This window comes from Pseudalkalibacillus hwajinpoensis (genome assembly GCF_015234585.1).
Lineage (GTDB): Bacteria > Bacillota > Bacilli > Bacillales > Guptibacillaceae > Guptibacillus > Guptibacillus hwajinpoensis_B.
This window is the reverse complement of sequence record NZ_JADFCM010000008.1, coordinates 1556524-1582840: the sequence shown is the minus strand read 5'-3', so window position 1 is coordinate 1582840 and position 26317 is coordinate 1556524. Positions and strand designations below refer to the sequence as shown.

The following is a 26317-nucleotide window of genomic DNA, read 5'->3' as shown; positions in this document are numbered from 1 at the left end:
TTGGCTAACGCAGAAAAATTCTTAGATCTCCCACTGGAAGATGTGCTTGGAGACGCTTTTGGTCGCTATAGTAAATACATTATTCAGGACCGTGCCCTGCCCGATGCAAGGGACGGTCTGAAGCCTGTGCAACGTCGTATTCTTTATGCGATGCACCATGAAGGTAACACAGCAGAGAAAGCATTTCGAAAATCGGCTAAAACGGTCGGTAACGTTATTGGTAACTATCATCCACACGGAGATACGTCCGTGTATGATGCAATGGTCAGAATGACGCAGGATTGGAAAGTAAGAAACGTTCTTGTTGAGATGCATGGTAATAACGGTAGTGTCGATGGAGATCCACCCGCTGCGATGCGTTATACAGAAGCTCGCCTTGCAGCAATTTCATCAGAACTTCTACGAGATATTGATAAAGATACAGTTGAGTTTGCTCCAAACTTTGACGATACACAAAATGAGCCTATTGTTTTACCAGCACGTTTTCCTAACTTGCTCGTTAACGGCTCAACGGGTATTTCAGCGGGTTATGCAACGGACATTCCTCCTCATAACCTTGGAGAAGTTATCGATGCTGCAGTTATGCAAATGGAGAATCCTGACGTAACACTTCAAGAGTTAATGGGCGTTATTAAAGGACCTGACTTCCCAACTGGTGGCATTGCCCAGGGAACAGAAGGCATTCGTAAAGCATTTGAAACGGGCAAAGGAAAATTCATTTTACGTGGCAAAGCAGAGATTGAAGAAGTTCGCGGAGGACGTCAACAAATTGTTGTGACGGAAATTCCATATGAAATCAATAAAGCGAACCTTGTGAAGAAAATTGATGAACTAAGAGTAGATCGAAAAATTGAAGGGATCTCAGAGGTCCGTGATGAAACGGATCGTACAGGTCTTCGATTCGTTATTGAGTTGAAAAAAGAAGCAGATGCTAACGGTATATTGAAATATTTATACAAAGCAACTGACCTTCAAATTACGTATAACTATAATATGGTGGCCATTTACAACAAAACACCGAAGCAAATGGGATTAAAACAAATTCTAAAGGCTTATATTGAACATCAGAAGGAAGTTGTTATTCGTCGCTCAGAATATGACTTAAAACGTGCGAAAGACCGTCAGCACGTTGTAGAAGGCCTCATTCGTGCCATTTCTATTCTGGATGAAGTGATTGCGACGATTCGTTCATCAAAGGATAAGCGTGATGCTAAAAACAATTTAATGGTTCAATACGAATTTACAGACGCTCAGGCCGAAGCGATTGTAAACTTACAGCTATATCGCTTAACAAACACGGATATCACAACGCTTCAAAAGGAATCTGAGGAGCTTAGCCAGCTTATTAACAAGCTTGAAACGATTCTTGGAAGTGAGAAAAGACTTGTCAATCTTATCAAAAAAGAATTATTAGAAATCCGTAAGAAATATGCAGATGGTCGTATGACTGTGATCGAAGATGAAATTGAAGATATCAAAGTTAATCTTGAAGTCATGGTTCCATCTGAAGACGTGATTGTAACGGTGACAGAAGATGGCTATGTTAAGAGGACGAGCCCTCGTTCTTACGCGGCATCGAATGGAAAAGACTTCGGAATGAAAGAAACGGATACGCTGCTACGACAATTTGATAGCAATACGACTCACACGATTTTGCTATTTACGAATAAAGGAAGCTATCTTTACTTGCCTGTCCATGAGCTACCAGAAATCAGGTGGAAAGATTTAGGACAGCACGTTGCAAACATTGTTTCCATTGAATCTGACGAACGAATTATTGAAGCAATGGAAGTCAAAGAGTTTAAAGATGATCAATTCCTCGTCTTTGTGACCAAGCAAGGGATGATTAAGAAAACAGAGCTTTCTCAATACAAAGCTCAGCGTTATTCAAAGCCTCTCATGGCTCTTAAGTTAAAAAAAGAAGATGAATTGATTGATATATACAGGACAAACGGAAGTAAAGAAGTCTTTCTAGCTACACACTTCGGCTACGGACTTCGGTTTAAAGAAGAAGAGATAAGTCTTGTCGGGCAGCGGGCAAGCGGAGTGAAGGGCATTAATTTAAAAGAAGATGATTACGTTGTGAGCGGAATTATTTATGAACCAACAGCTAAGCATGACATTTTCCTTGTCACTCATAGAGGGGCAGTCAAGAAAATGCAGTTAAGTGAATTTGAGATTACCACAAGGGCCAAGCGTGGTGTCGTGATGCTAAGAGAATTAAAATCAAATCCTCATCGTGTCGTTGGTGTAGCCGCGACAACTAAACAAGACTTGATTATCGTTCGAACGAAAAAAGGTGAGCCGGTAGAAGTCGATCCATCTACGTACAGACCTAATGATCGCTATAGTAATGGTTCTTTCGTTCTAGATATAAGTGAAACTGGCGATGCCATCGAAATCAAAAAAATCGACAAACCCGAATAACCAATCAAAAGATCCGCTTCAGAGCGGGTCTTTTTTTAGTATTTGTGGTGATCGATTTGTGTTATACTTAATGATATGCGAACATATGATTGCACCCCCTCTAAAATGGCACTTTCCAACAATACGAACAAGAAAACACAGATGAAGGAGGAATAAAATGGAGGGGAAAACACACGCCATTGGTGGTATATGCCTTGGCGTAGCCGCTCAAAGCTACTACATAACAGATAAATTAGATGCACCAGAACTGATCGTCTTTTACGGAGCGTGTCTTTTTGGTTCACTTCTTCCGGACATATGTCATCCGGGATCATGGACGGGACGCAGGGCCAGGACATTATCCAAAGGGATAAGCAGGTTTTTTGGTCATCGTACCATCACTCACAGTATTCTTTTTATCATTCTAATCTACTGGTTGATGTCAACATTCAGCTTTCAATTCGACCACTTGATTCAAATTGGACTTCTAGTTGGCATCGTTAGTCATATTGTGCTGGATGCCATGACAGTAAGAGGTATTCAATTGTTTTATCCCATCCCTCTTCGCGTACGATTTCCGCTTTATTTGAAAACGGCATCGAAGGGCGAAGGTGTCGTATCAAGTAGTTTGATCATCCTAACGCTTTTTCTAGTATACAAACAAATGATGTAAGCCATGTTACAGCAAATTTCATGTCATTCAGTTAAGGTAGACATGAGAAGTGTTGAGAGAGGATGGGAAGATGAAACATCCAAAGGTATGGTTCAAGTGGTTTGCAATAGTCATCGTTGTTGGTTTATTAATTTGGTTCAGCCGTTCGTACCTTGATTTTAAAGTAGAAGAGATCAGGGATTGGATATTATCGTTTGGCATACTCGCACCGATTGTTTATATAGTGATTTACACCATTCGTCCTCTTATTTTTTTCCCAGCCTCTGTCTTATCCATTGCAGGTGGGCTAGCATTTGGTTCTTTGTTTGGAACCTTTTATACAGTGATTGGGGCAACAGGAGGAGCGGTGTTATCATTTATTGTAGCAAGAAAGCTAGGTAAATCGATCGCAAATAAAGATTGGCAAGGAAAAGGACGTAAATTACAAGAACAGCTTGAGAAGAACGGATTCTTTTATGTATTATTCTTTCGGTTCGTTCCTCTTTTTAACTTTGACTTAATTAGTTATTCAGCAGGACTATCTAAAATTCGTTTTGCATCATTCTTTTTTGGTACGCTTATTGGTATCATTCCAGGGACATTTGCATACAACTTTTTAGGTAGTAGCCTAGTCTCAGGTGATCCAAAGATTATTGCCATTGCGGTAGGCGTTTTTATTTTTCTTTCGGTTATTCCAATACTCATTCGGAATCGAGTAACCAAAAAGGATCCGACGCTTGACGAGAATACGAAATAACAAAAGGAGCAGGTCGTTAAACGACGCTTGCTCCTTTTTTATTATGATTGAATTTCTTTACTTCGAGCTTCATTTATCACTTTCTTTGTACGACGCCGTTCCAGGATAAGGTAGATGACCGTTGATACGAGAACAATACCATGAGTAATACTAAACTCAGTACCATAGTAATCACGATTCCAATAAGAAACAACTCCAGGGATTACGGTATTGTTAATAGGATAGAAGATCGGCACAGCATCACTCACATGTGTTAAAAAGTCCACTAAAACATGTAAAAACCATCCCCATATAAACCCAGACAGAGCGGTCAGCTTAAAACCTCGATGAATGTTCATGAGAAGAATAAAGGCAATGAACCAGATCACGATAGAATGATCAAGTTTCCGAAATACATCAACGATAGGATGTTCAAACAAGCCGTGTATAAAATAATGGAGGGACAGTTCTATTTCTGGATTGATGATTTTCTCGATACTTCGTTCAGCTAATAAGTATAAAGACATCACATAATAAATGATGTCAGGTGCAATGCCACCTATAACAAGATACTTAACGGTACGCCTACTTTTTTTCCGAAAGAAAAAATAGCTCCAGAAGGCATGGTGTAATGTATTCATAATGAATTAACCCTCACTTTAAACATAGTATCTCAGGTATACCTTATTGAAATGGATATAAGCTATAAGTATTCTTACTTTCATTCATTCTACCATCAACCTATGTTACTGTCTTTTTAAATTAAATGTACGAGAAGATAGAGAGAAGCGCCGTCTCTGACAGATCGGATAAGTTTTGATAAAGTAAAAGATGGACTATTGAACAAATGGAGGCACACTATGAGCGTATTTGATGAACGAATTAACCGATTTGATACACATTCAGTAAAGTGGGATCACACAGATACCATATTTGAAAAGGAAAACTTGCTGCCAATGTGGGTAGCGGATATGGATTTTCGTGCTCCACAGGCAGTAATTGATGCTCTTACAAAGCGAATTCAGCATGGGATATTTGGTTACTCTATGCCGACAGAAGACACGAAGGGAGCGGTGCAAAGCTGGCTTAGTCGACGGCATAATTGGTCAATTGAACAGGATTGGATCGTTTTCACGCCAGGAGTTGTTCCAGCGCTATCCGCTGCTGTTAACACGTATACGAACAAGGGAGAGAAAGTGGTTATTCAATCGCCTGTCTACTATCCGTTTCGTGATATGGTTGAAAAGAGCGAGCGGGAAGTCGTTGATAATCCTCTCATACAAGAAAATGGCAAGTATGCGATGGACTTTGATGACCTCGAAACAAAGCTTAAAGATCCTGAAGTGACCATGTTACTACTATGTAATCCGCATAACCCTGTAGGAAGAGTGTGGAAGAAAGATGAGCTTAGACAGCTTGCTGAGCTTTGTTTAGCGAACGATGTGCTAGTCGTTTCAGACGATATTCATTTTGATCTTATTTTCAAAGGGTATGAGCACACGCTTCTATCAACTCTTTCAGAGGAGATCGCAGCAAATACGATTACGTGCATCGCACCAAGTAAAACATTTAATCTTGCAGGCATGCAGCTATCGACGATCATTATTCCAGATGAGAAGAAGCGGGAGCAATTTAACGCCTATATGGGGAAATTGGGTCTGTTTGCACCAAGTCCATTTGGTATTATTGCTGTAGAAGCGGCATACACTCATGGCGAGAAATGGCTTGAAGAGTTGATGGAGTACTTACAAGGTAACCTGTCGTATCTTACTCAATTTATTAATGAGCGTCTACCAGAAATAGAAGTGATTGAACCAGAGGGTACTTACCTTGTATGGTTGGATTTCAGTAACCTGTCGATGACACATGAAGAACTTGAACAATTCGTTCAGGAAGAAGCTAAGTTGGCTCTTGATGAAGGTTATATATTTGGGGAAGGTGGAAAAGGCTTTGAGCGCATTAATATTGCCTGTCCACGTTCAGTATTGCAAGAAGGCTTAGAACGTTTGGAGAAAGCCTTGAAATCAAAATAATGATTCAAAAAACGCCCTGGAACATCACGGGCGTTTTTTTGATTTAGAGGGACCAGCTAACCTTAATACAGTTTGTTTACTGGACGTAAAGGAAGTTCAAGAACAGGTGTATAAGTTTTGGAGGCATTCATTGAAAAAATATGAATGGATTGAACCAAAAAGGGCTCGAATTCGTCTAGTGTTTGTTCTGCATCTCGTTTTATCTTATTGAATTGAATGGGATCTATTGGTTCATGTTGCTGAGTAATCGTTAAATGAGGAATAAAATCAGTTACTTCATAATACATTTTTTGTTCTTGTAGTGAAGGCTTAATAGCATCAACTAATAGTAAATGAAGCGAGATGATCTCCTTAGATAATACGCTACTAAACAAAACATTTGAGCCAAATGTAGCTGGGGCACCTAGCTTCAATTCAAAAGCGGGAAAGTTCCGACAAATACGCTCAATTTTTTCAACCCAATCATCGGTTGCTGTTAAACCACTTTGAGCTTTTACTGTGATATGTGGTGGCGAAGGTTCATGATAATCCCATTTCTTTCGAAAGGAATGAATTCTCTCGATAATCTGGTGAGGAGGGAGGACTGCAATAAAAAATGGCATGGAATAATCTCCTTCGTAAGTAGATGAATAGAAGTGCTATACCGATTTAACAAGAATAGATGTACTATGCACTAATTCGCTATCCAATGTTTTACCCCTTTAATAGGATAAGATGATTACGAAAATAAAACAAAAGTACTATTAAAACGCTAAGAAAATTATAAAAAAACTCCCATAATTGAATGAAATATAATAAAATTTTGTTATGATGAAAGAGGTGAAGTGTTTAGGCATTTAACCACAGCATTAGCTGGAAAAGGAAAGCGGGTGATTTGTATGAAAAAAGCAACAAAAGGACTTCTAACCATCCTACTTTTCTCTGTTCTCGCATTTGGATATCTAAAAACAGCTGAAGTTTATATAGACTACAAGAATGATAAATATGCGCATACTGCAAGTGCCACAAGTCTTGAAAGCAGCTTGCATCAAAAGATCGATGAACAGAACATCTATGAAATACAGGTACATAGAAGCGATCAGCAAGAAAGTGAAGTTATCACGTCAAATGAGGATGAATCAACATTAGTTAGTTGGGTTAATAAACTAGATAACAATGATTTAACACAGTTACCGAATCATCGTGTTCAAGTTAAAGATGCTGATTTCATCATTTATTTAAAAACTGGCAAAGAACTTAGAATCAACCTAGATGAAGATACTGTTATTATTTCTAGAAACGATAATGAAAATAAAGAATTTCATTCTTATTTAATTAATAGCTATGATTTAAACGATGATTTAGCGCGTATTTTAAAAATCGGATAAAATTTCAATTCCGTCTCACTATCTTAAGTTTACTTAACGAATGAGACGGAATTCACTATTTTGGATCGACTTCCTATAATATATATTATGTAAACTAAAATAAAAATTTAGCAAAGGAGTACAAATGAACTTTTGTGTACTCCTCTACTTGCTTCATTTGGATTCATATCAATTCATTGAACGCTTATTTGCGATCTCGGTTTCGTTTTCGATCAGCAGTTCATCAGCTGTAAATGTTTCCTGAGCAAAAGCTTCATATTTACGTTTTAAATAAAGTGACTTGTCATGATAAATCCAATCGGCGAATTGGTTAATTGGTTTCCTGCCAGTAATAAAAACTCGGTAGTGTTTTCCATTTTAACTCATATATGGATCAAATCCATACTGCGTTAGCGTTGTTAGCAAAGTATCCATATATTTACGTGACCATCGCCGTCAAAATCTCCTCTTATAAAATAATGAATATATTGTTCTGATACAATCGGAAACGTGATATTGTAACTTTTCTCAGATGTGATATTAAATAGCGTTTGAAGATCGTTTTTCATAATTTTGCTGTGAAAAAGCAAACTGTATACCCCGGTATTTTTATTTTTATATAAAGGTTGATTTGAATCGAAAACGTTCTTGATTTCCTCCAGAATAGTTGGATCTTTCTGCGTAAAAGCAATAGATTGTGATTGAGAGGCAATATATCCATCAGCAATAAAAAATCCAAGTAAATAAGCCATGTCGTTCGTCCAATGCTTAAAATAATCTTCATTAAACGAGTATTTCCTTTTCCAGCTCCCTCTTGCTTGTTTTTCGACGCCATTATTGGTCAGTAGCTGCCGAATGTGTCTGTCAGAAATTCCTGCTAATAAGCTTATTTCGCTAGTACTAGAACCGCTCTCCTAGAGAGATATCACTTCATTCATACTGAGTTTCATTTTAGACATTTTATAACCTCCTTTTCATCTATTTTATATTATAAACACAAAATAGAACAAATGTTCGCAGCCTCGTAAAATTGGCACTTTTGTATCTAGAACGTCATATTTTACTAAATTCCACTCACTTTTAGTTGATTTTAGTAAAATAGCTCACCTACACAAAATACTAAACAAATTTGACGGAGAACAAATGTTCCGTGGTCGTAAAATTGGCACTTTTTGATCTTATAATCTTCATATTTGTTATGAATTACAGTTCTTTTTCCAAAAAAGGTACTTAGAAAACAAAAAAGTCACTTATCTCTATTAAAATAAGTGACTTCCGCATTTATTAATTTCTATTTCAACACTGCTACATCCTTATGTACCGTCAATTCGTTAATATATTCTAGATCAGGCTCAAATCCTATACCCGGACCTTCAGGGATGTCGATATAACCATTGTTCATTGCTACTTCTGGTTTAATAATATCCCGCTTCCAGTAATGAGCTGATGGAGCTGTATCTCCTGGCAATGTAAATTGACTGAGTGAAGTGATGGCGAGGTTATGGGCTCGGCCAATCCCTGCTTCCAACATCCCGCCACACCACATAGGAATATGATGCTTTGTACATAGGTCATGGATTTTCTTAGATTCAGTTAAGCCTCCAACGCGACCGATTTTAAGGTTAATGATTCGACAACTTCCAAGTTCAATGGCTTTTCTCGCATCTTCATAAGTATGAATGCTTTCATCCAAACAAATAGGTGTATCCAATTGAGCTTGAAGTTTGGCATGATCAATGATGTCGTCGTGAGCAAGAGGCTGTTCAATCATCATTAAATGGAACTGATCTAGCTTCTTAAGGTGTTCAATGTCATCGAGTGTATAAGCGCAGTTCGCATCGGCCATTAACTCGATCGTTGGGAATTTTTTGCGTATCATAGCTAGAATCTCAATATCCCAACCAGGCATGATTTTAATCTTAATGCGTTTGTACCCGCTCTGGAGATATTCATCTATTTGCTTTAAGATGTTTTCATGTGAAGATTGAATTCCTACGCTGACGCCAACTTCTATTTTATTCTTCACCCCGCCAAGTGCTTGAGCTAACGGAAGGTTGTTTTCTTTAGCATATAGATCCCATATCGCACATTCAATCGCCGCTTTGGCGTTATAATTGCCGCGAATTTTCTTGAAATGTTCTGATACCTTATCAGGGTGAGTGATGTCTTGTTGATGAAGCAGCGGAATTAAATGGTCATTCATCATGTGCCAATTGGTACGAACGGTTTCTTCGTTATAAATTGGTTCCATAATGGCGACCGATTCGCCCCATCCTGATTGGCCAGAATGAGATCTCGCTTCAACTAGTATAATATCTTTGTCTCGCTCGGTTCCAACGCTTGTTGTAAAAGGATGAAGTAGGTCCATCTTGATTTGTCTTAAGATAATGCTACTAATTTTCATTGTTTTGATCACCTTTCTCTAAGAGGTATACATAATGATGTGGATACTCTTCCCTTTTTAGTAAATCAGTCACTTTCCACCCTCGCTCTAGGTAGTTAGAAAAAACAAGTCCTGTTTGTTCTCTCCAGTCAATAGCTAGTGATAGATCGAACTTTTTGATTTCTTGAAAGTTTCCTGGAACAGGTACAAATATCTTACTAGCATTAAGGGAAAGGTCTATTTTTTCAGGCTTGCTAAAAAGGTTATCTCCACCTGGTATAAGAGCATAAGGTATCGTTGGATTCGTTTCAGTACTTCGCTTCATCTCATTCGTATCCCACTCAACTAAAAAGCGATCAGTTGGTATCCCTGCATTGAGATTATCATCCATGAGACCGTAGACATTTGGAAGGTACGTACTCACGACTGCCCCTAACTTGTGTAAGTTGAGCGTGCCGTTAACCGTCTCTAGCGGATCATACGTCCACGTAATGAAATCGTATCCCATGTTTGACGCTGTTTTTCTTTGTTCGATTTTCAGTCTTTCACCAATTCCTAGTCTTCGATAATCTGGATGAATGCCTAAACTTTGAGAAACAAGATACACTTTCTCACCATTAAATCCTGGAAAGCTATATTGAAAAGCGATAAGTCTGTCTTGATAAAAGGCTCCTAATATAAATCCACCGTTTTTGACAACGGCCATACTTTGATTCACTGGTACGGAATCATCAAAGCTCCATACGATTGTTTCTAAGCGTCTCACTTCCTCAAGCTCTTCAACCGAATGAAGGGTGCGGATCGTTAATGATTTAAGTACGTTTGCTTTCAACTCGTATCCCTTCTTTCTTACCATTCATATTGATCGGCTTCTAACAACAATTGAATGAGGATTTTCGTGCCATCGATCAATGCTTCCTTGTTGAATTGCATATCAGGATGATGTAATCCAGGCGTTAAATCACATCCTAGCCCAATCATGGTTGCAGTAAGATGAGGATACTTTAATGAATAAAAATGAAAATCCTCCGCTCCTGGTGATACACACTCATCCACTACATTGTTAGCACCTAAAGAAGAAGTAATTGCCTTTCTAGCGAGGGTAATGGCCAAATCGTTCTTAACAGCGGCTGGAGAATATTCGGCTATTTCAGACGCTATTTCTGTTTCTGTTAGCTCTCCTACTTTAGAAATGATGTATTTCGTTTGATCGATCAGTTTCTTCATTGTTTCGTTGGACCTTGACCTTAAGTCCAGTGTGAAGCGAGCTTTAGCGGGAATAGAATTAGATGCTTCCCCGCCATGAAGCTCAGTAATCTTCACTGAAAAAGGATCAGGAACATTTAACCGAATACGCTGGATTTCCTGAATTAAAACCGCTGCTGCTTCAATCGGGTTATTACCTGTCTCAGGTCTTGCGGCGTGTGAAGGTACGCCTTTGATCCAACCTTTTATACTGGTGGTTGAACCGTGCGAAATAATCGGTGCGGCTTTGCCGTAAGAAATCTCCATAGATGGGCGCAAATGAATCCCGGCTAGAAAAATAACGTCTTTTAGCACATTCTCTTCTATCATTTTTAGTGCTCCTTCAGCCATTTCTTCCGCAGGTTGAAAGATAAAGCGAATGGTATGCTGCATCGGCTCTTTTATGAGTGATAATGCGGCAAATAGCACCATTGTGCTATGCGCATCATGACCGCAGGAGTGATTGGGCTTAACAACCCCCTCTACCTCTTGAACAAGCGCATCCATATCTGCACGAAGAGCGATCACATTAGCCTTTTTTCCTTTAAACTCTGCAACAAATCCAAAGTGCCCCTGAAAGGTTTGGATGTGATAACCGACTTCCGCTAACTTTTCCTTTAAGTAATGAGCTGTTTTCTCTTCTTGCCAGCTTGGCTCAGCAAGTTGATGTAGCTCATGATATGTTTTTAAGATCTTATCATGGTTTTCTTCTACGAAATTCACATTCGAACTTCCTTTCTTTTAAAAGATAAGGTGAGCGATACCAACAACGATCGGCAGTGTAATACATGTGCGAATTAAGAAAATGATGATTAAATCGACAATGCTGATAGGAAGTTTAGACCCGAGGAGTAATCCACCCATTTCAGACATGTATATTAATTGTGTTACAGATACACAGGCAATGACGAAGCGGGTTAATTCACTTTCAATGCCACTACCAATCACAGCTGGTAGAAACATATCCGCAAATCCGACAACCATTGTTTGAGCGGCTTCACCAGCTTCTGGCACTTGCATCCATGTTAGGATCGGTTCAAACGGCTTCCCTAGAATCGTAAAGAATGGGGTGAATTCTGCTGTAATCAAAGCAATGGTACCTATAGCCATTACGATTGGTAAAACGCCTAACCACATGTCTAATACGTTCTGTACGCCTTCTTTTATTACGCTCATCGGTCCTTTATTTTTTTGGGCTTTTGAAACGGCTTGATTAAAGCCCCATTTAGCGGGTGAAAATTGTTCTGGAATCCCCGTTTCTTTCTTTAATTCTGTATGTTCATATCCTTTATTTGACTTTCGAGACAATGGTGGAATGCGTGGCATGATGAGTGCCGCTACAAGTCCAGCAAAAATGATGGTTGCATAGTAATGTAGAAAATACTGCTCCAAATTCAAATAGGAAATAATGACGATTGTAAATGTAATGGAAACAACAGAAAAAGTGGTCGCAATAACAGCGGCTTCTCTTTTTGTGTAATACCCATCTTCGTATTGCTTTGTTGTGAGAAGAACACCGATTGTTCCGTCTCCTACCCATGATGCAAGACAATCAAGAGATGATCGACCAGGCAATTTGAAGAGCGGTCTCATGATTTTAATAAGCAATGCCCCAAAAAACTCAAGAAGTCCAAAGTTGAGAAGAAGCGGCAACAATAGCCCAGCTAGTAAAAATGTTGAAAATAAGATTGGGATTAAGTCATAAATTAAAAGCCCACCAGTATTTTCAGAGTAAATCATTTCTGGTCCTAGTTGGTATAGCGTCATGACAGCAAATATTGTTCCGAGTAAACGCGCAATTAACCAGAATGGACGAACGTGTAATAACGTATGTAAAGCTGGGTTTCTTGCTAAGAATTGAGGTTTAATCGTTACTGCTACAAATGATCCTACTGTCGCTACCACCATAATAAAAACCGTTATAGCAGGTATGAGTTCGCCGATTGAAGCGTTAATTTGTCCCGCTAGAAACGCCACAGGGATCGTGATACCTCCATCCTGTGTTATCGGCACAATAAATAAGAGGATCCCTATTAACGACGGAATTAAAAAGGTTAAGATATCTTTTGTAGAAAAATGTGAAACCTTAACTGTTTCGTTACGTTTTGATAATTCATTCATTCCCATTCCACCTTTATTCTCAAAGTTTATTCCACAAACCAATTACGCTCACTATAAAGTTGTTCCAACGTTTGTTGGCGAAGACTTATTCGTTCTCGATCTTTGAATTGTACCCCTTGAATGATCACTTCTAGAAGGCTAATGACAGAGGCAATGGAATGGTGTCCTGAGTCCATCTTCTCTTCGGTTGTTAACGTTATTGTAGAAAGCGGACCAATTGGAGATAAATGCCGATTTGTAATGGATACGACAGGAATTCCTAGCCTTTGAGTAAATGTAGCAAGTTCGATCGCTTCTTTGTGATAACGCGGGAATGAAAGAATAACAACGACTGAATCTTGCGTAAGGTCACAAAGATCTTCAGGAGAAAAAGCCATTGATTCAGATAGAAATACACCTGCTCTGAATTGCTTTAAGTTATAATACAACCAGTAAGCCGCTCCATAGGAACTCCCAAACCCTGCAATGTATACACTTTTTGCCTCAATGAAATGATCGACTACCTTCCAGACCTCTTCTACATCTAATTGTGCTAATAATTGCTTTAGGACAGATGTTTCTTTTTCTATCACCTGTTTGAAAAGAGTCTGCTCTGTTGGTTCTTGTACGTGTGAAGGAAATTCTTCATGATCTTGCTTTTTCTCTAACCAATGACGCCGCACGGCTTCTTGCATTTCAGAATATCCTTTAAATCCTAGTGCATAGGCGAATCGAATGACAGTTGTTTCACTTACACCTACTTTCCTCCCCATTTGATAAGCAGTAAGCAATGCTCCTTCCTCATCATTTTGAGTGATCCATTCTGCAACTTTCTTCTGACCTGGAGAAAGTGATGAATAGTGTTTTTTAACCATTTGATTGATTGATAAATGCTTCATAACTACTCCTTTAATTTAGTGAAGTATATCCTTCTTGGATGTTATTATAATGCATTAAATACTTCAGCGCTAGTTTATTTTCGATTATTCTGATTTTAATTACCGTCCTATATAAGATTCTGTTTTATTACATCAAAAAAACACCATCGAGTAGTCGATAGTGTTCGTCATAAAATCATGTGAGGAGAAGGTCTTTCTTTTATGCTTTGTTTCTCTCCATAACCGCGAAATAGTGATTTTCTGGATCGGCAAAGTTAAAGATTCGTCCTGAAGGCATCGATACGATCTCTCCAACAGTTATTTCCTTGCCTTTAAAATCTTCATATAGCCGATCGATATCTTCAGTGAAAAACATAAGCGATGGTGTTCCGAGATTTAATTCAGGTTCCATCTTCGCAATAAACGCTCTATCATGAAGGACGATACTCGTCGCTCCCCCTTCCAAAGTAGGCGCAATCTCCATCCATTTCATTGGACTATCGTTATCTTCTTTCGAAACTAAGTGAAAACCGATTTTTTCCGTCCAAAATGTTAGTGCTTCTTCCTGATTGTCCACGTAGAGCATGATTTGACCGATTTGATTAATCATTTAAACACTCCTTTTTGTTTAAGGGAAATCACGTACTATTCTATCTATTCTACAAAAGAAGTGACTGACCTTTAGTAATTGATAAAAGAACGGTTTGGCGTCTCTTGAAATTTCTATTCTTCTTAACGTAAAAGGTAAGGGTAATCCCAACTAATTATAGGGGATTCAGCTGATCCGTTCTCTTTATTCAACAGTTTAAGCTAACATAGGTAATTCGTAAGAAAAGCACCCCCAAGTGGGAGTGCTTAAATTAGCGCAAATCGTCTTTTATTGCGTTTGTGAATTGGGCAATGGCATCATTATCGATTCCTTGAGCGGAAGCCATTTGCTTCAAAGCTTCTGGATCTTGATGTTGAGAGTGCGATTGAGGTTGATGGGAAGAATTTTGTTGAGAATGATGCTGTTGCATGCCCATAAACCCGTCCTGCATCCGACTAGTTAGTGCGTATGCAGCCGCTCCTCCTAATGCACTTAATGCCATGACGGTAGCGGTTTTCCCTTTCCCTTTTTGATTACGCTTTTTATTGTACACTTCAGGTCACTTCCTTAGATAAAAGTTTAAAGGTGTGTTTCTAATCAATTGTTAGTCACACAAGTTAGTTTAAGTCAACTCGGTCTTAATATACTGGTGCGTATTCCCAAGTGTAAAAACACCTTTTATGTAAAATGATAATGATCAGTTCTATGGATAAAATAAATGAACTCCGTTATATCAATCAATTTTTAAGGTTTTTCCACTTATACCCTACACCCCAGATGGTCACTAAATATTCGTCGATCTGGAAGTTAACAGATCGACATTTATCCCGTAAATTACGTATATGTGAGTCAATCGTGCGTCCTTCTGTACTTGATTCAAATCCCCAAATTATTTGAATCAGGTGATCACGACTAAAAACTTTTTCAGGATTTTTCAAGAAAAGTCCAAGAAGCTTAAATTCAATGGGAGTTACAGGGATAAGGGAATCGTTGTAAGAAACAAGATGTTTATCTGCATCCCACGTGAGTCCTTTAAACACCAATTGGTTTAAATCAACCTGCTTTAAGCGTCGAGCGACTGCCTCCATTCTAGCAAGGAGAACTCGTTCATCGAAAGGTTTAGTGATGTAATCATCCGCACCTAGCTTTAGTCCTTTTACAATGTCTTCTGACTGTTCACGTGCTGTTAGCATAATAATTGGAACATCTGACTGCTTTCTGATCTCTTCACATGTTTTCCAACCATCCATATCTGGCATCATGATATCTAACAAGACCATATCCACATGATTTTCATTTAGCTTATTAAGTGCATCAAAGCCTGTGTTTGCTTTATATATTCGATACCCATGTGGCTCTAGATAGAGAGAGATTAACTCAACCATTCTTTCTTCGTCATCTACAGTTAAAACATACTTCATTTTATTCAACTCCTGCTATGGCGATTGTCATTGTCGTGCCTTTCCCTTCTTCACTTTTAGCAGATATGCTCCCGCCGTGTCTTTCAACAATTTCTTTGGCAATAGCAAGACCGAGTCCGGAGCCACCATATTTTCTTGATCGGGATTTATCAACACGATAAAGGCGTTCAAAGATGAAAGGTAAATCCTTCTCAGGAATCCCCTCTCCTTCGTCAACTACTTTTATGATGACTGTCTTTTGAGAGACGCTGACATCGATTAATACATGTTTTCCTTGTTCACTATAGTGTAAAGCATTATCTAACAGATTTAACATCACTTGAGAAAACCTCGCAGGGTCAATCGTTAAGCGAATATCGTTCTGCCAGGATACTATCAAATCAATTCCTTTTCGATCAAAAGCAGGCTTCACTTTCTCTCTAATTTGATGAATTAATGGACATAAATCGACTGATTCACGATCAATCGAAAACCCTTGTTGATCCATTTGGGCCATATCAAATAAATCTCGAACGAGCGAAGTTAAGTTTTCGGATTCTTCCTTAATAACGGCTAGATAAGTGTTTCTCTCGTCGGAAGATAACGCTTCTCGCTGAGCAATGTCAGCGTAGCCGTTCAGGTAAGTTAATGGTGTTCTGAGCTCATGTGCAATATTAGCTAGAAAATCACTGCGATCGTTTTTTAATCGTAGCAAATCGTCTGACAAGCTCTGGATCGCTTTGGCTAATTCTCCTAATTCGTCGTTTCGATCTACTTTTAATGAGACATCATGATCTCCTGTACTCATTTTCTGTGTGGCTATTTTCATATCAATCAATGGACGTGTAATGATTCTTGAAAGGTAAATAATTGTAATAATGGTAAGGAAGAGTGCTAGTCCACTAATAATCAAAAATTGGGTCGTTAAGTGGTCTCGTACGTCGCGAATACCTTGTGTATCAAGAATCATATACACGTTTCCAACAAGCTCATCATCAACAAAAATCGGAGAACCAGTTGTAACAAAAGGTTCTTCACCCCAATCTCCTTCCACAATAGCTCCTGTTAAAGGGAGTGTATTTGAGGAAGCAATATTTTCTTCAATAGTAGGCATGACTTTATTGGAATGAACAAGGATGGTATTCTTTTCATCTGTTATGACTACCTGCGTCTCAGCTTCAGATTCCATAAGTGCAACGTGTTCCATTGTCTCACGATTGAAATGCTTCGCTAGTACATCTCTATGGCTATTCCCTCTTGCTAGAAGGGCATCTGTTTCTGCCATAATGCGTTCGTTTAAAAAACCGAAGTACAGCACCATGAACAAAATACCTTCGAGTAATAAGATGCTTATGAGAAAAAACAGACCTAATTTTGTCGCTAATTTACTTTTCCTCTTTATTCTCATGTCTTTCTCCTTTATGAACAGCTAGTGTAACAGTATTATATCGAGAAAGTGTGCAGGGTGTCTGCATTGTACAAAACAGCTGCATAAAAAAGAAGCCTGTCTTAGTAAACAGACTTCCTCACTATCTTGATTATGATGCTAATTTCTTGCATTCTTCTGCACATTTGAAACAAGCTTCAGCGCAATCTTGACAATGTTTGTGATCATGCTTCTTACATTCATTACCACAAGCTTCACAAATGGTCGCACATGCTGTGGCGAGTTCAGCAACAAATGGTGTTCCTCTCACGAGAGCTTGTTCGAGGTAACCGCAAATATCAGAGCACTCTCTGTCCATGCGAATACATTCCGCCATCATATTGACATCGTCTTCTTTTAAACAAGAATCGTAGCAGTGATTACAGGCTGTCATACATTCATGAAGTGTTTGAATAACCGATCCATAATTTTCATGTGACATTCGTTCATTCCTCCTTAAAAGTTAAGTACACTGTCATATTTTCCTATTTGATCCAGATTAAACGTCATTAGCAAATAAAGTTGCAGGATAGGAAATTTCATTATTTCTGCACAAATTCTTGATAAAAGAAGGGAATAGAATACGGATTCTTCTCTGAAATCAACTTATTTCTTGATTTTCCCTTCATTGATTAAAATAGTCCAAGATTTCCCATTGTCAGTTGTTTGATAAAGACTACCACTTATTGAATGAAAGACAATCTCATCCTTATTTTGTGGATTAACTGTAACATAATCAATGGTGTCTAAAGTTTGATTAGGCATAGTCACTTCTTCCTCTTCACCGTCTTGCAATGATTGAACAATGAGCTGATTCCTAGGTTCCTGCACTGCATAAATAAAGCGATCCTCTAGAAAAACCATTGTGCTAACAGCTACTTCTTTCGTTATTCGAGTAAACGACTCACCTTGATTACGAGAGAGATATAACCCGGAAGGAGAGGTTATAGCAACAAGGTTCGAGTTACTTGGATGAGTGAATAACCCACTTATTTGATCGGGAGTTCCTTTTAACGCCACATCCACCCACTTTTTAGCATCCTCACTATAATAGACGCCTATTTCCATTTCGCTATTTCTTTGTTGATTTACTGCATACATGGCGTTCGTTTCATATCCCACAGCTAAATAATGAAAATCAGATTCGCCTTGAAAACCTAGCTTTTCTAATGTCTTGCCTCGGTCTGTACTTTTGATTAATCCAAGTGGATTTGGTAACGCAGATCCTTCTCCAGGGTGTCCACTACTATAAAATCCATCAGCTACAGCTTGGAATCCCATATAATCATTTTTGTTTGTTGTGGCTTCGTACCAGATTTGATTATGATAAATTAGAGGACCGTCGTGAGTAGCCACTAGCAGTTCATTACGGTTACCGGGATAACCGATCCCGTGGACATGATCGATTTGGTTTCTATCAGCTTCTGTATAAATGGCAGAGTTACTGATGGATGCGAGATTTGCTTGTTTTTGTCCTGTATCATTTGATTGATTTTCATTTAGTGACGATTGATCATTTTGACAAGCAGATATTATTACAGTGAGAATTAAACCTATTGTATAGAGCGATATTTTCTTCAAAACTTTTCATCCTTTCTACTTGTATGTGGCGATAGCGTTAGAAAATCTAGTGGAAGAACGGCAGATATCAGTGAACCTCTTTAAAATAACCCGAACCTAACCAGTTCGGGTTATGAAGGGTCAATTATTCAGTTAGGGTTAATTCGTCTTCCGTTACCCATTTATGATTCGTTACTTTTTCGCCACCAGTTGTTGGTGTGTAGTCGATCATATATACGGTAGTTTCTGTAGCGGATTCGACCGTTGCAATCGCACCTTTCATTCCTTCCATATGAGAAGCCATTAATGTTACTTCAGTTCCTGATGGAAGTGGAGCTTCATCTGGATCTTCCAGTTCTTCATGAATGACCCATTTATGATTTTCTACGGGTTCTCCGCCATCTTCAGGGGTGTAAGTTACAACATAAGCTGTCGTATCATATGCCCCCACAATAGTTGCTTCTGCACCTTCCATTCCTTTCATATGGTTCGCTTCAATGATCGCCGTGCTACCTTCTGGATAAGTCGGATCTTCAGACTTTTGTAGCTCTTCAGGTACCTCAGCAGAGCCTGAATGATTCATCCCTTCCATATTACTTTCAGAGTTTGCCTCTGTGTTATTAGAGTTTTCATTTACTTGTTCATTGTTGTTTGCACAAGCAGCAAGAATGAGCGCCATTGATAATGTTATTACACCAATCAATTGAGTTTTATCTTTCATGATAGTCCTCCTCTAGTCTTTGGAATTGTATGCCAATATCTACTTTATCCGTAAAGTATGCACTTATTGTGCAGATTTCATTTGTTCACAGATTTATCGAATATCGGTGAAAGAACACTAAAAGGCCGCTCTTTCTGTAAGAGCGGCTGTCATGTGAATTATGGTTTTTCAGGTGGTTCCCCGATGACGCGAACTTCACGTTCAAGATCGACATCAAACTTTTCTTTTACTGTTTGCTGCACATGATGAATCACGTCCAGATAGTCAGTCGCTGTCGCATTATCGATATTTACAATAAAGCCAGCATGCTTTTTGGAGACTTCAGCTCCACCGATTCGTGTACCCTGAAGCTGTGAGTCCTGAATGAGCTTACCAGCAAAAAGGCCAGGAGGACGTTTAAACACACTGCCACATGAAGGGTATTCTAGCGGTTGCTTTGTTTCACGTTTTTCCGTTAAGTCATCCATGATTGCTTTAATATCCTCATACTCTCCAACTTTAAGCTTGAAAGTAGCTTCAAGGACAAGAAGACCATTTTCTTCTACATTACTATGACGGTAAGATAAATCAAGTTCATCAGCTGTCAATTTAACGAGCTTTCCTTCCTTTGTTACAGCAAGAACGCTTTCGAGACAATCCGCGATTTCTCCACCGTATGCTCCTGCGTTCATATAAACAGCTCCGCCGACAGATCCTGGGATTCCGCATGCGAATTCGAGCCCACTTAGTTTGCTGTCACGAGCAAATTCAGAAGCATCAATAATACGTGCACCAGCTTGAGCAATAACTTTTTCTTCTTCTTTTTGAATGGCTTTTAGTGACGAAAGATTCAGGACAATTCCTCTAATGCCTCCATCTTGAATAATAACATTAGAGCCTTTTCCTAAAATGGTTAATGGATAGTTAGATTGATAGGCGTACTCAACTGCTGCTCGTGCGTCCTCTAGCGTGTTAGGAAACACAAGGACATCCGCACATCCACCCATTCTTGTATACGTATGTGCATTTAATGGCTCATTTATCTTCAGTTCCGCACTGGGTAAAATGGAGCGGAGTTCATTTAATACATTTTGATTATTCATAGGCTACCTCGCTTATAAAACAGTTCGTTTTCATTGTGGTTTGAGTTCAATAATGTTTCATGGACATATTCAAACACATTTAAAATAATAACACAACTACTTGATAAATATGATGTTTTTCATAAAAGAAGCCTTTAATTCGAAAAGAATGTTACTTGGAAAGCAACTTATATAGCGGAAAAATCAATCTCAGACATCGTGATTGGAAAAATGCTGTTATCCTATCAAATGCATAAATCATTGTATTCGTTACTCTTCTACAGATACTGTTACTAATCATCGCCAACGTTATCAAAAATAATCAGCTTATAGAAAAAATGTAGTAGATATAATATCCTATGTAAAAATGTATTTTAATACTGTAGTACAGGTGTACAGATAGGGTTTTTGGTAAAAAAACAACAACCGGAGAAATTAAGTTCTCCGGTTGTTGTTATGAATTAAGCTTTTGTTCGATAAGCCGTATTGTTATCTTTCAATGTCTCATCAGTTCCAAATAAAAAGTGCTTTTCCATATTTGGAGAATATACCGAGTTTACAGTTGTTCTGCCAACTGTTTCAGCCACCTCTCGCAGCATACTTGGAGAAGCGCCGCAACAGAGTCCGAAGTAATTGACGCCAACCTGCTTTGCTTTCTTAGCCCATTCCGCTAGTTCATAGCGATTGCAATAAAGCGGGTCTAAAGAGGTTGGAAAGGTCGTCTCTGTTGGCAATGTACACGCACAGCCACCGTCTGGTAAGTTAAAGAATGTTGGGTGTTCTTCTGTTGTACGATAAGGGATTGGAAGAGCACCAACATAGCCGTTAACAGACTGTCTAATTTTTTCAATGTAAGGCTGCATTGTGGCAGGTCCTCTAAAACAATTCATGCCAACAACTAGTGCACCTTGCTCTTCTAATAAACGGCAAGCTTCCTCAACGGTATAGCCGTCCCTTAAAATGTTCTCACTCATAAGTCCGAGTGTAATCACAGCTTGAAGATCTTGCTTTTGAATCTCTTCTAGCGCTATTTTGGCTTCTTCATAGTAGTAAAAGGTTTCCCCATTGATGAAATCAACGCCTTCTTCTTTGCTCCATTTCACCATTTCAGCAAACATCGAGCGAATTTGTTCCTTACTTTCCTCATCTTCAGGATCAAATAAGTTTGTATTTGAAATGTTTCCAGCAACTAGCGCTTCTTCTTTAGGGTGTTCCTTCGCGACTTCTTTAGCCAGGCGGATCGCTTGTCTATTGAGCGGTTCTAACAAATCTTCTTTTCCAATAATCCTCATTTTCTCTCGGTGGCCATTATACGTAAAAGCAAGTACGACATCTGAACCTGCAAGCATATAATCACGATACGTTTGTTTTAGCGCTTCAGGATTGTCTAGAGCAACTTCGGGTACGAATGATCCTGCTTGTAAATAACCACGACGCTCTAGTTCAAATAGATAACCTTCCCCGCAAATAACTGGACCATTTTGCAATCGTTCTTCAAGTGTTCTTTTCATGTGTAACAGCTCCTTTTCTGGATAAAATAAAAAACCCTCTTCTTAAACAATAAGAAGAGGGTTTGCTAACATAATCCTCCTCTTATCTTCCAGGTGATATCACCTGTAGGATTTGGCACCAGCTTCAACTGTAGTTGAAAGGTTGCCGGGCATCATAGGGCCTATTCCCTCCGCCGCTCTTGATAAGAGTGTTGATTTAATTTTTGAACATGTGTGAAATTATAGACCGGTTAACTGGAAATGTCAATCACTTATCTGATAATTACGAAATGTTAGGATAATCACCTGCTTTTCAATCGATAGATGCGATCTTCACGCCCTATCGGCTCGACTGACATTGATCCAGATGCAACAAATGAATCGAGGTAGGTACAAACAGCATAATAAATTTTTGGTTTCTTTGTGGAGTATCTCTTGTCTTGTACCTTTCCTTCCTTAATCAAAAGCTCACAAATCATCAGAGCACTTTCCATACCCTGATCGATATAAGAGTCTACCTCTTCCTGTGTTGTAAATGAAAGGTCCCCTACAAAATAGGTTTCCTTAGGTTTCTCGCTTGTCTTTTCTTGTAAAGGTTCTTGAACATCTTCCGCGAACAAATCAAAAGCGCCTTGTAATTCCTCTTCTGGTTTCGGTTCTTCCTGGTTGCTTTTCGGGTTGACTACTTGTTCTACAGTGTTGCTTCCTCTTTGAAGAGCTTCTTTTTCTTCACGATAAGATCTGATTAAACTGTTTAGCCTTTTTTCTTGTAAATCTAGTAATGGAAGATTTAATGAAAGTGGCTGTTCAATGTCTTGTGGAAGGTTCAATCCTTCAGGAATGTCGTATGTAGGATAGCCGTTCTGTCTTTTCAACAGTAGCTCATCCAACTCATAATCTATTTCCATAAATCCCTTCACAACTTCTCTCACAATGGAAGCGGGTAATCCGGTATGCTCTTCGAAATGATTTATCCCGAAACGCCGTGTTTCTCCTGTTTTTGCATGTCGAACAACATACTGATACCGTAAAGAGCGACCGCACTCACATTTTAAATCATCTGAAACGAAGCCCGCATCGATGTAATCTTCTAGTATCCAATCATCAAGCAGCATCCTGATTTCTTCATCCGTTGCCCCACTTGGAATCATCCGCCCTTTACTTCTAGCAATTACATTCGCAAAAGCCGTTTTTTTACCGCGTTTAAGAAAATTCATTACATACGTTTGTTGCTCATTTGTCAGATCTGAAAAAAGCTCATCTCTTTGGGTGCTTGTCAGGCTTTGTGTCATATAAATCCCTTTCTGTACGATAGTAATGCCATTATATCAGTAAATATTCCAATATTGTTTGCATCGGATAAATTCTTAAAATAAGAAACGCCAATTCTGATGAATTGGCGTGAATTCGTTCTTAACGATGGCGGCCGTGCTCGCCCTTATGATTATGATGATGCTTTTCTTTTTTCTGTTTCGTTAAGTCGAGTGTATATTTAGCGAAACCATTTTCTGTTTCATCAACAAAATGAATCGTTTGAATGCTTTCCGCATAGGTTTTGGCTTGTAACGAGGATTCAAAAGTGACGTTCAGTTTCTTCTTATTAACTGTGTGAAATGACCAGTTCTGATCAGCTGTTGGATTAATTGTCTTGTTTTCAAGAATATAGTCAATTAAAATTTGTCTATTTTCATCAGGGGAATCAATGACAATATTCGAACCGTCTAAGTGCGGAAAGTGGCCCCCGCCTGTTGCTCTGTAATTATTTGTAGCAACGATAAAGGACATATCTTTCGTTACCTTTTCTCCGTTGTATTTTAGCGATTTAATTCGATTTGCATCAGCATTTACTACACTCCCACTCATATCATATTTCGCAGGTTCTGTAACATCGATTTGATAGGTAACGCCATCAATAACATCGTAGTTATAAGAAGGGAAATCAGGATTAATTAAAGGCTGTTCCTGTTTGTCTTTTTTGTTGATTACATTAAATTGGCCTGCTGACATTTCAAGCCAATCCTTCAGTTCTTCACCATTTAACAGCACCGCTTTCAATGTATTCGGATATACGTAAAGATCAGCTGTGTTTTTAATCGCAATGTCCCCAGCAGGAATATCTGTATAGTAGGACGCCCCCCCTCGACCGCCCGCTTTAAATGGAGCGCCTGCGGATAGAGCTGGAATACCTTCATATTCGGTACCCTGAATATTGTTTTCTACATACCATTTTTGTGCATTGGTTACAATCTGGATGGACGGATCATCATTAACGAGCGCAAAGTAACTGTTTATGGGTGCAGTTGTTTCACCGACAGCTGTTCGCACATAATCAATTGTCGCTTCATGATCGTCTTTCACCGCATTCACGATATCCATGTCTACTTCAACAAGTGGTGTTTTCGTTACTTTATCATAGATGGGACGAGCTTCAGATTTGGATTCCTTCACTGACCATTCCCCGTTATCTTCCGTTAAAGATAGGTCGATTACCCCTAGGTGATCTCCCCAGTAACCTGGCTCGACGGAAGCGACTCCATTAATGGTTCCTTTTGTATTATCTACTCCCTCCACTCCTTGAAAGCTATTATCTCCAGGGAATACTTTGTGGGCATGTCCAAATAAAATGGCATCGATGCCTTCCACTTCGCTTAAGTAGTAAACGGCATTCTCGTCATTTCCCTGTGGTGCTGCCTTCTCAAAGCCAGAATGAGGTATGGCGACAATAATATCGGCCCCTTTTGCCTTCATTTCTGGCACGTATTTATTAGCTGTTGCAACAATATCCTTTACGATCACATTCCCTTCAAGATTAGCCTTATCCCACTGCATCACCTGTGGTGGAACGAATCCGATGACGCCTACTTTCAGTTGATGTTCCGTTCCTGAGTCATCTTTCACCGATTTATCAAGAATTTGATAAGGAGTGAAATAGTTTTGATCATTTGATGGATCATCATCGTGGTCATCTATATACAAGTTCGCATTTATGTATGGGAAGTTTGCGCCGGCTAGGCTTGTCTGAAGGAAATCGAGACCAAAATTAAATTCGTGATTTCCAATGTTCCCTGCATCATAATTCAGAAGGTTCATGGCTTTGTATACAGGGTGAGTTTCCCCTTTCTTTAGAGGGTTGATTTTTGCAACGTAGTCACCAAGCGGATTTCCCTGTAGTAAATCGCCGTTATCGAATAATAAACTGTTCTCAACTTCACCACGAGCTTTGTTAATTAATGTGGCTGTTTTGGCGAGTCCAAACTCATTCGTAAGCTGATCCTTATAATAATCATAATTTACGATATTCGTATGAATATCAGTCGTTTCCATGAGGCGTAGGTGAACATTCGCATTTGAGGCTTCTGCTTGAGCTGGAATTTGAACAATAGGTACGGCAATTAAACCGATTGATAGCGCAGCAATAAGTGTTTTACGAAACTTGTTGTTATTCATATGTATTCCCCCTTAAGTATTGAAGCATTTTACCCAATATTAGTTTACCTACAATTGTTAATAAATGTTTGGAAGTCAAATAAAAAGTTTGAAAATAGTAGAAAATGCTTCAGGAGACACGGGTGAATGGACCTAATTAAACATTTTTTCAAGTTTAATTAACTTAATTCGTAAAACTTGGACATCCGTTTATACATGTACATATCCTGGGACATACATTGAGGATGTAAAGAAAAAATAAAAATCTTCAGGAGGAAATACGTTATGTGTAATTCAAACTCAGCTTCATCGTTTTGCTGTCCTGCCCCTTGTTCCACTCCGAACTTCTTTGGTAACAACCCAACGTTAATGGCTATTAAAAGATGTCTTCCAATTCGTACTATATGTCAAGATACATCAGTTGACCCGGCTGTTCCCGTAAACCTTTTTGTTGCTCCAGCAGGTACTCCAGCTCCTTCATTAGCTAGCGGAATTTTATCAATCATCAATACTAGTTCAGTAGCAAATGATTGCGTTATGACCCTCATTGTAACGGATGACACAGGCGCTGCAATTGAGTATACGGTTGATGCACAATCTTCTTTAGTATTAGAACTAACGAACGTAACATTGATTCAAATTCAGTGTACTTCTGCTACGCCTCCAACCCCAGATGTTTTCTGTACAGCTACTGTTGAAATGGATCTTCAATATACAGCAGGATTATAATCTATTGCACTCGATGAAGTCCTACGACGGAGAGTGTTTTTTTATTTCGTTAATTTCGTTTAAAAATGAAAAACGAAAGCTAAATAAGCTATTTCAATAAATAGGAATAATGATTTTTGTCATACTTATTTTTGGA

25 protein-coding genes and 1 riboswitch are annotated in these 26317 nt (G+C 38.8%); of the genes, 6 read left to right on the top strand and 19 right to left on the bottom strand.

Annotation, left to right across the window (positions count from 1 at the left end):
- The 3 genes from parC (at nucleotide 1) to IQ283_RS19720 (ending at nucleotide 3815) form a co-directional block, all read left to right on the top strand.
- Nucleotides 1–2427, top strand: a complete 2427-nt coding sequence (parC, locus tag IQ283_RS19730; RefSeq protein ID WP_194221770.1) for a DNA topoisomerase IV subunit A — start codon at nucleotides 1–3, stop codon at nucleotides 2425–2427.
- A 157-nt stretch (nucleotides 2428–2584) separates the two neighbouring features.
- Nucleotides 2585–3079 (top strand): metal-dependent hydrolase, encoded by a 495-nt coding sequence (locus IQ283_RS19725; protein ID WP_194221769.1) that lies wholly within the window; start codon nucleotides 2585–2587, stop codon nucleotides 3077–3079.
- A gap of 70 nt (nucleotides 3080–3149) precedes the next feature.
- Entirely contained in the window at nucleotides 3150–3815 is a 666-nt protein-coding gene (locus tag IQ283_RS19720) for a TVP38/TMEM64 family protein (RefSeq protein ID WP_194221768.1), read from the top strand.
- Nucleotides 3816–3856: 41 nt separating this feature from the next.
- Here the strand turns inward: IQ283_RS19720 and IQ283_RS19715 are convergent, their stop codons facing one another.
- Nucleotides 3857–4435, bottom strand: a complete 579-nt coding sequence (locus IQ283_RS19715; RefSeq protein ID WP_194221767.1) for a DUF4184 family protein — start codon at nucleotides 4433–4435, stop codon at nucleotides 3857–3859.
- A gap of 219 nt (nucleotides 4436–4654) precedes the next feature.
- Between IQ283_RS19715 and IQ283_RS19710 the strand changes: the two genes are divergently transcribed.
- Nucleotides 4655–5827 carry a MalY/PatB family protein gene (locus IQ283_RS19710; RefSeq protein ID WP_194221766.1) on the top strand — a complete coding sequence of 391 codons (1173 nt, stop codon included), beginning with the start codon at nucleotides 4655–4657 and terminating at the stop codon, nucleotides 5825–5827.
- Nucleotides 5828–5889: 62 nt separating this feature from the next.
- On the opposite strand, the gene IQ283_RS19705 is transcribed toward IQ283_RS19710, so the two are convergent.
- The gene (locus IQ283_RS19705; protein WP_194221765.1) at nucleotides 5890–6429 is read right to left on the bottom strand and encodes a 2'-5' RNA ligase family protein; all 540 of its coding nucleotides are present in this window, start codon (nucleotides 6427–6429) and stop codon (nucleotides 5890–5892) included.
- Between the two features lie 222 nt (nucleotides 6430–6651).
- On the opposite strand from IQ283_RS19705, the gene IQ283_RS19700 reads away from it, so the two are divergent.
- The gene (locus tag IQ283_RS19700) at nucleotides 6652–7194 is read left to right on the top strand and encodes a hypothetical protein (protein ID WP_194221764.1); all 543 of its coding nucleotides are present in this window, start codon (nucleotides 6652–6654) and stop codon (nucleotides 7192–7194) included.
- Nucleotides 7195–7592: 398 nt separating this feature from the next.
- Here IQ283_RS19700 and IQ283_RS19695 read toward each other — a convergent pair whose 3' ends face one another.
- The 17 genes from IQ283_RS19695 to IQ283_RS19615 form a co-directional block, all read right to left on the bottom strand.
- A complete protein-coding gene (locus IQ283_RS19695; protein ID WP_194221763.1) occupies nucleotides 7593–7925 on the bottom strand; it encodes an LAGLIDADG family homing endonuclease in 333 nt (110 codons plus the stop codon).
- A gap of 539 nt (nucleotides 7926–8464) precedes the next feature.
- Entirely contained in the window at nucleotides 8465–9577 is a 1113-nt protein-coding gene (menC, locus tag IQ283_RS19690; RefSeq protein WP_194221762.1) for an o-succinylbenzoate synthase, read from the bottom strand.
- Complete coding sequence (locus IQ283_RS19685) at nucleotides 9567–10388, bottom strand: GNAT family N-acetyltransferase (protein ID WP_194221761.1); 822 nt, start codon at nucleotides 10386–10388, stop codon at nucleotides 9567–9569. Before IQ283_RS19685 ends, menC begins: the two co-directional genes overlap by 11 nt.
- A 17-nt stretch (nucleotides 10389–10405) precedes the next feature.
- Nucleotides 10406–11524, bottom strand: coding sequence for an amidohydrolase (locus IQ283_RS19680; protein ID WP_194221760.1), 1119 nt, complete (start codon nucleotides 11522–11524; stop codon nucleotides 10406–10408).
- 18 nt (nucleotides 11525–11542) lie between these two features.
- Nucleotides 11543–12922, bottom strand: a complete 1380-nt coding sequence (locus tag IQ283_RS19675) for a YjiH family protein (RefSeq protein WP_194221759.1) — start codon at nucleotides 12920–12922, stop codon at nucleotides 11543–11545.
- A 26-nt stretch (nucleotides 12923–12948) separates the two neighbouring features.
- Nucleotides 12949–13800, bottom strand: coding sequence for a MurR/RpiR family transcriptional regulator (locus tag IQ283_RS19670; protein WP_194221758.1), 852 nt, complete (start codon nucleotides 13798–13800; stop codon nucleotides 12949–12951).
- A 199-nt stretch (nucleotides 13801–13999) separates the two neighbouring features.
- Nucleotides 14000–14389: a VOC family protein gene (locus IQ283_RS19665; protein ID WP_194221757.1), complete on the bottom strand. Its 390-nt coding sequence runs from the start codon at nucleotides 14387–14389 to the stop codon at nucleotides 14000–14002.
- Nucleotides 14390–14639: 250 nt separating this feature from the next.
- Nucleotides 14640–14921, bottom strand: coding sequence for a hypothetical protein (locus tag IQ283_RS19660; protein ID WP_194221756.1), 282 nt, complete (start codon nucleotides 14919–14921; stop codon nucleotides 14640–14642).
- A gap of 184 nt (nucleotides 14922–15105) precedes the next feature.
- Nucleotides 15106–15789, bottom strand: a complete 684-nt coding sequence (locus tag IQ283_RS19655; RefSeq protein ID WP_194221755.1) for a response regulator transcription factor — start codon at nucleotides 15787–15789, stop codon at nucleotides 15106–15108.
- A gap of 1 nt (nucleotide 15790) precedes the next feature.
- Nucleotides 15791–17176, bottom strand: coding sequence for a sensor histidine kinase (locus tag IQ283_RS19650; RefSeq protein WP_194221754.1), 1386 nt, complete (start codon nucleotides 17174–17176; stop codon nucleotides 15791–15793).
- Nucleotides 17177–17306: 130 nt separating this feature from the next.
- Nucleotides 17307–17636 carry a four-helix bundle copper-binding protein gene (locus tag IQ283_RS19645; protein ID WP_194221753.1) on the bottom strand — a complete coding sequence of 110 codons (330 nt, stop codon included), beginning with the start codon at nucleotides 17634–17636 and terminating at the stop codon, nucleotides 17307–17309.
- 164 nt (nucleotides 17637–17800) lie between these two features.
- Nucleotides 17801–18775 carry a F510_1955 family glycosylhydrolase gene (locus IQ283_RS19640; RefSeq protein WP_194221752.1) on the bottom strand — a complete coding sequence of 325 codons (975 nt, stop codon included), beginning with the start codon at nucleotides 18773–18775 and terminating at the stop codon, nucleotides 17801–17803.
- 124 nt (nucleotides 18776–18899) lie between these two features.
- A complete protein-coding gene (locus tag IQ283_RS19635; protein WP_194221751.1) occupies nucleotides 18900–19475 on the bottom strand; it encodes a YdhK family protein in 576 nt (191 codons plus the stop codon).
- A gap of 158 nt (nucleotides 19476–19633) precedes the next feature.
- Nucleotides 19634–20557, bottom strand: coding sequence for a UDP-N-acetylmuramate dehydrogenase (murB, locus tag IQ283_RS19630; protein ID WP_194221750.1), 924 nt, complete (start codon nucleotides 20555–20557; stop codon nucleotides 19634–19636).
- A 440-nt stretch (nucleotides 20558–20997) separates the two neighbouring features.
- Nucleotides 20998–22047, bottom strand: a complete 1050-nt coding sequence (locus IQ283_RS19625) for a homocysteine S-methyltransferase family protein (RefSeq protein ID WP_194221749.1) — start codon at nucleotides 22045–22047, stop codon at nucleotides 20998–21000.
- Between the two features lie 79 nt (nucleotides 22048–22126).
- Nucleotides 22127–22236, bottom strand: a riboswitch (SAM riboswitch).
- A 92-nt stretch (nucleotides 22237–22328) separates the two neighbouring features.
- Nucleotides 22329–23318: a DUF3895 domain-containing protein gene (locus IQ283_RS19620; RefSeq protein WP_194221748.1), complete on the bottom strand. Its 990-nt coding sequence runs from the start codon at nucleotides 23316–23318 to the stop codon at nucleotides 22329–22331.
- A gap of 121 nt (nucleotides 23319–23439) precedes the next feature.
- Nucleotides 23440–25473, bottom strand: a complete 2034-nt coding sequence (locus IQ283_RS19615) for a bifunctional 2',3'-cyclic-nucleotide 2'-phosphodiesterase/3'-nucleotidase (protein WP_194221747.1) — start codon at nucleotides 25471–25473, stop codon at nucleotides 23440–23442.
- A 264-nt stretch (nucleotides 25474–25737) separates the two neighbouring features.
- Here IQ283_RS19615 and IQ283_RS19610 point away from each other — a divergent pair, with 264 nt between their 5' ends.
- Entirely contained in the window at nucleotides 25738–26181 is a 444-nt protein-coding gene (locus IQ283_RS19610; RefSeq protein ID WP_194221746.1) for a hypothetical protein, read from the top strand.
- The last annotated feature ends 136 nt before the right edge of the window (nucleotides 26182–26317 follow it).

Excerpts from the sequence above, each read along its gene's own strand:
- IQ283_RS19725 (WP_194221769.1), top strand. The coding sequence starts at position 2,585 with ATGGAGGGGAAAACACACGCCATTGGTGGTATATGCCTTGGCGTAGCC.
- IQ283_RS19720 (WP_194221768.1), top strand. The coding sequence starts at position 3,150 with ATGAAACATCCAAAGGTATGGTTCAAGTGGTTTGCAATAGTCATCGTT.
- IQ283_RS19715 (WP_194221767.1), bottom strand. The coding sequence starts at position 4,435 with ATGAATACATTACACCATGCCTTCTGGAGCTATTTTTTCTTTCGGAAA.
- IQ283_RS19710 (WP_194221766.1), top strand. The coding sequence starts at position 4,655 with ATGAGCGTATTTGATGAACGAATTAACCGATTTGATACACATTCAGTA.
- IQ283_RS19705 (WP_194221765.1), bottom strand. The coding sequence starts at position 6,429 with ATGCCATTTTTTATTGCAGTCCTCCCTCCTCACCAGATTATCGAGAGA.
- IQ283_RS19695 (WP_194221763.1), bottom strand. The coding sequence starts at position 7,925 with ATGGCTTATTTACTTGGATTTTTTATTGCTGATGGATATATTGCCTCT.
- menC (WP_194221762.1), bottom strand. The coding sequence starts at position 9,577 with ATGAAAATTAGTAGCATTATCTTAAGACAAATCAAGATGGACCTACTT.
- IQ283_RS19675 (WP_194221759.1), bottom strand. The coding sequence starts at position 12,922 with ATGAATGAATTATCAAAACGTAACGAAACAGTTAAGGTTTCACATTTT.
- IQ283_RS19670 (WP_194221758.1), bottom strand. The coding sequence starts at position 13,800 with ATGAAGCATTTATCAATCAATCAAATGGTTAAAAAACACTATTCATCA.
- IQ283_RS19665 (WP_194221757.1), bottom strand. The coding sequence starts at position 14,389 with ATGATTAATCAAATCGGTCAAATCATGCTCTACGTGGACAATCAGGAA.
- IQ283_RS19655 (WP_194221755.1), bottom strand. The coding sequence starts at position 15,789 with ATGAAGTATGTTTTAACTGTAGATGACGAAGAAAGAATGGTTGAGTTA.
- IQ283_RS19650 (WP_194221754.1), bottom strand. The coding sequence starts at position 17,176 with ATGAGAATAAAGAGGAAAAGTAAATTAGCGACAAAATTAGGTCTGTTT.
- IQ283_RS19645 (WP_194221753.1), bottom strand. The coding sequence starts at position 17,636 with ATGTCACATGAAAATTATGGATCGGTTATTCAAACACTTCATGAATGT.
- IQ283_RS19635 (WP_194221751.1), bottom strand. The coding sequence starts at position 19,475 with ATGAAAGATAAAACTCAATTGATTGGTGTAATAACATTATCAATGGCG.
- murB (WP_194221750.1), bottom strand. The coding sequence starts at position 20,557 with ATGAATAATCAAAATGTATTAAATGAACTCCGCTCCATTTTACCCAGT.
- IQ283_RS19625 (WP_194221749.1), bottom strand. The coding sequence starts at position 22,047 with ATGAAAAGAACACTTGAAGAACGATTGCAAAATGGTCCAGTTATTTGC.
- IQ283_RS19620 (WP_194221748.1), bottom strand. The coding sequence starts at position 23,318 with ATGACACAAAGCCTGACAAGCACCCAAAGAGATGAGCTTTTTTCAGAT.
- IQ283_RS19615 (WP_194221747.1), bottom strand. The coding sequence starts at position 25,473 with ATGAATAACAACAAGTTTCGTAAAACACTTATTGCTGCGCTATCAATC.
- IQ283_RS19610 (WP_194221746.1), top strand. The coding sequence starts at position 25,738 with ATGTGTAATTCAAACTCAGCTTCATCGTTTTGCTGTCCTGCCCCTTGT.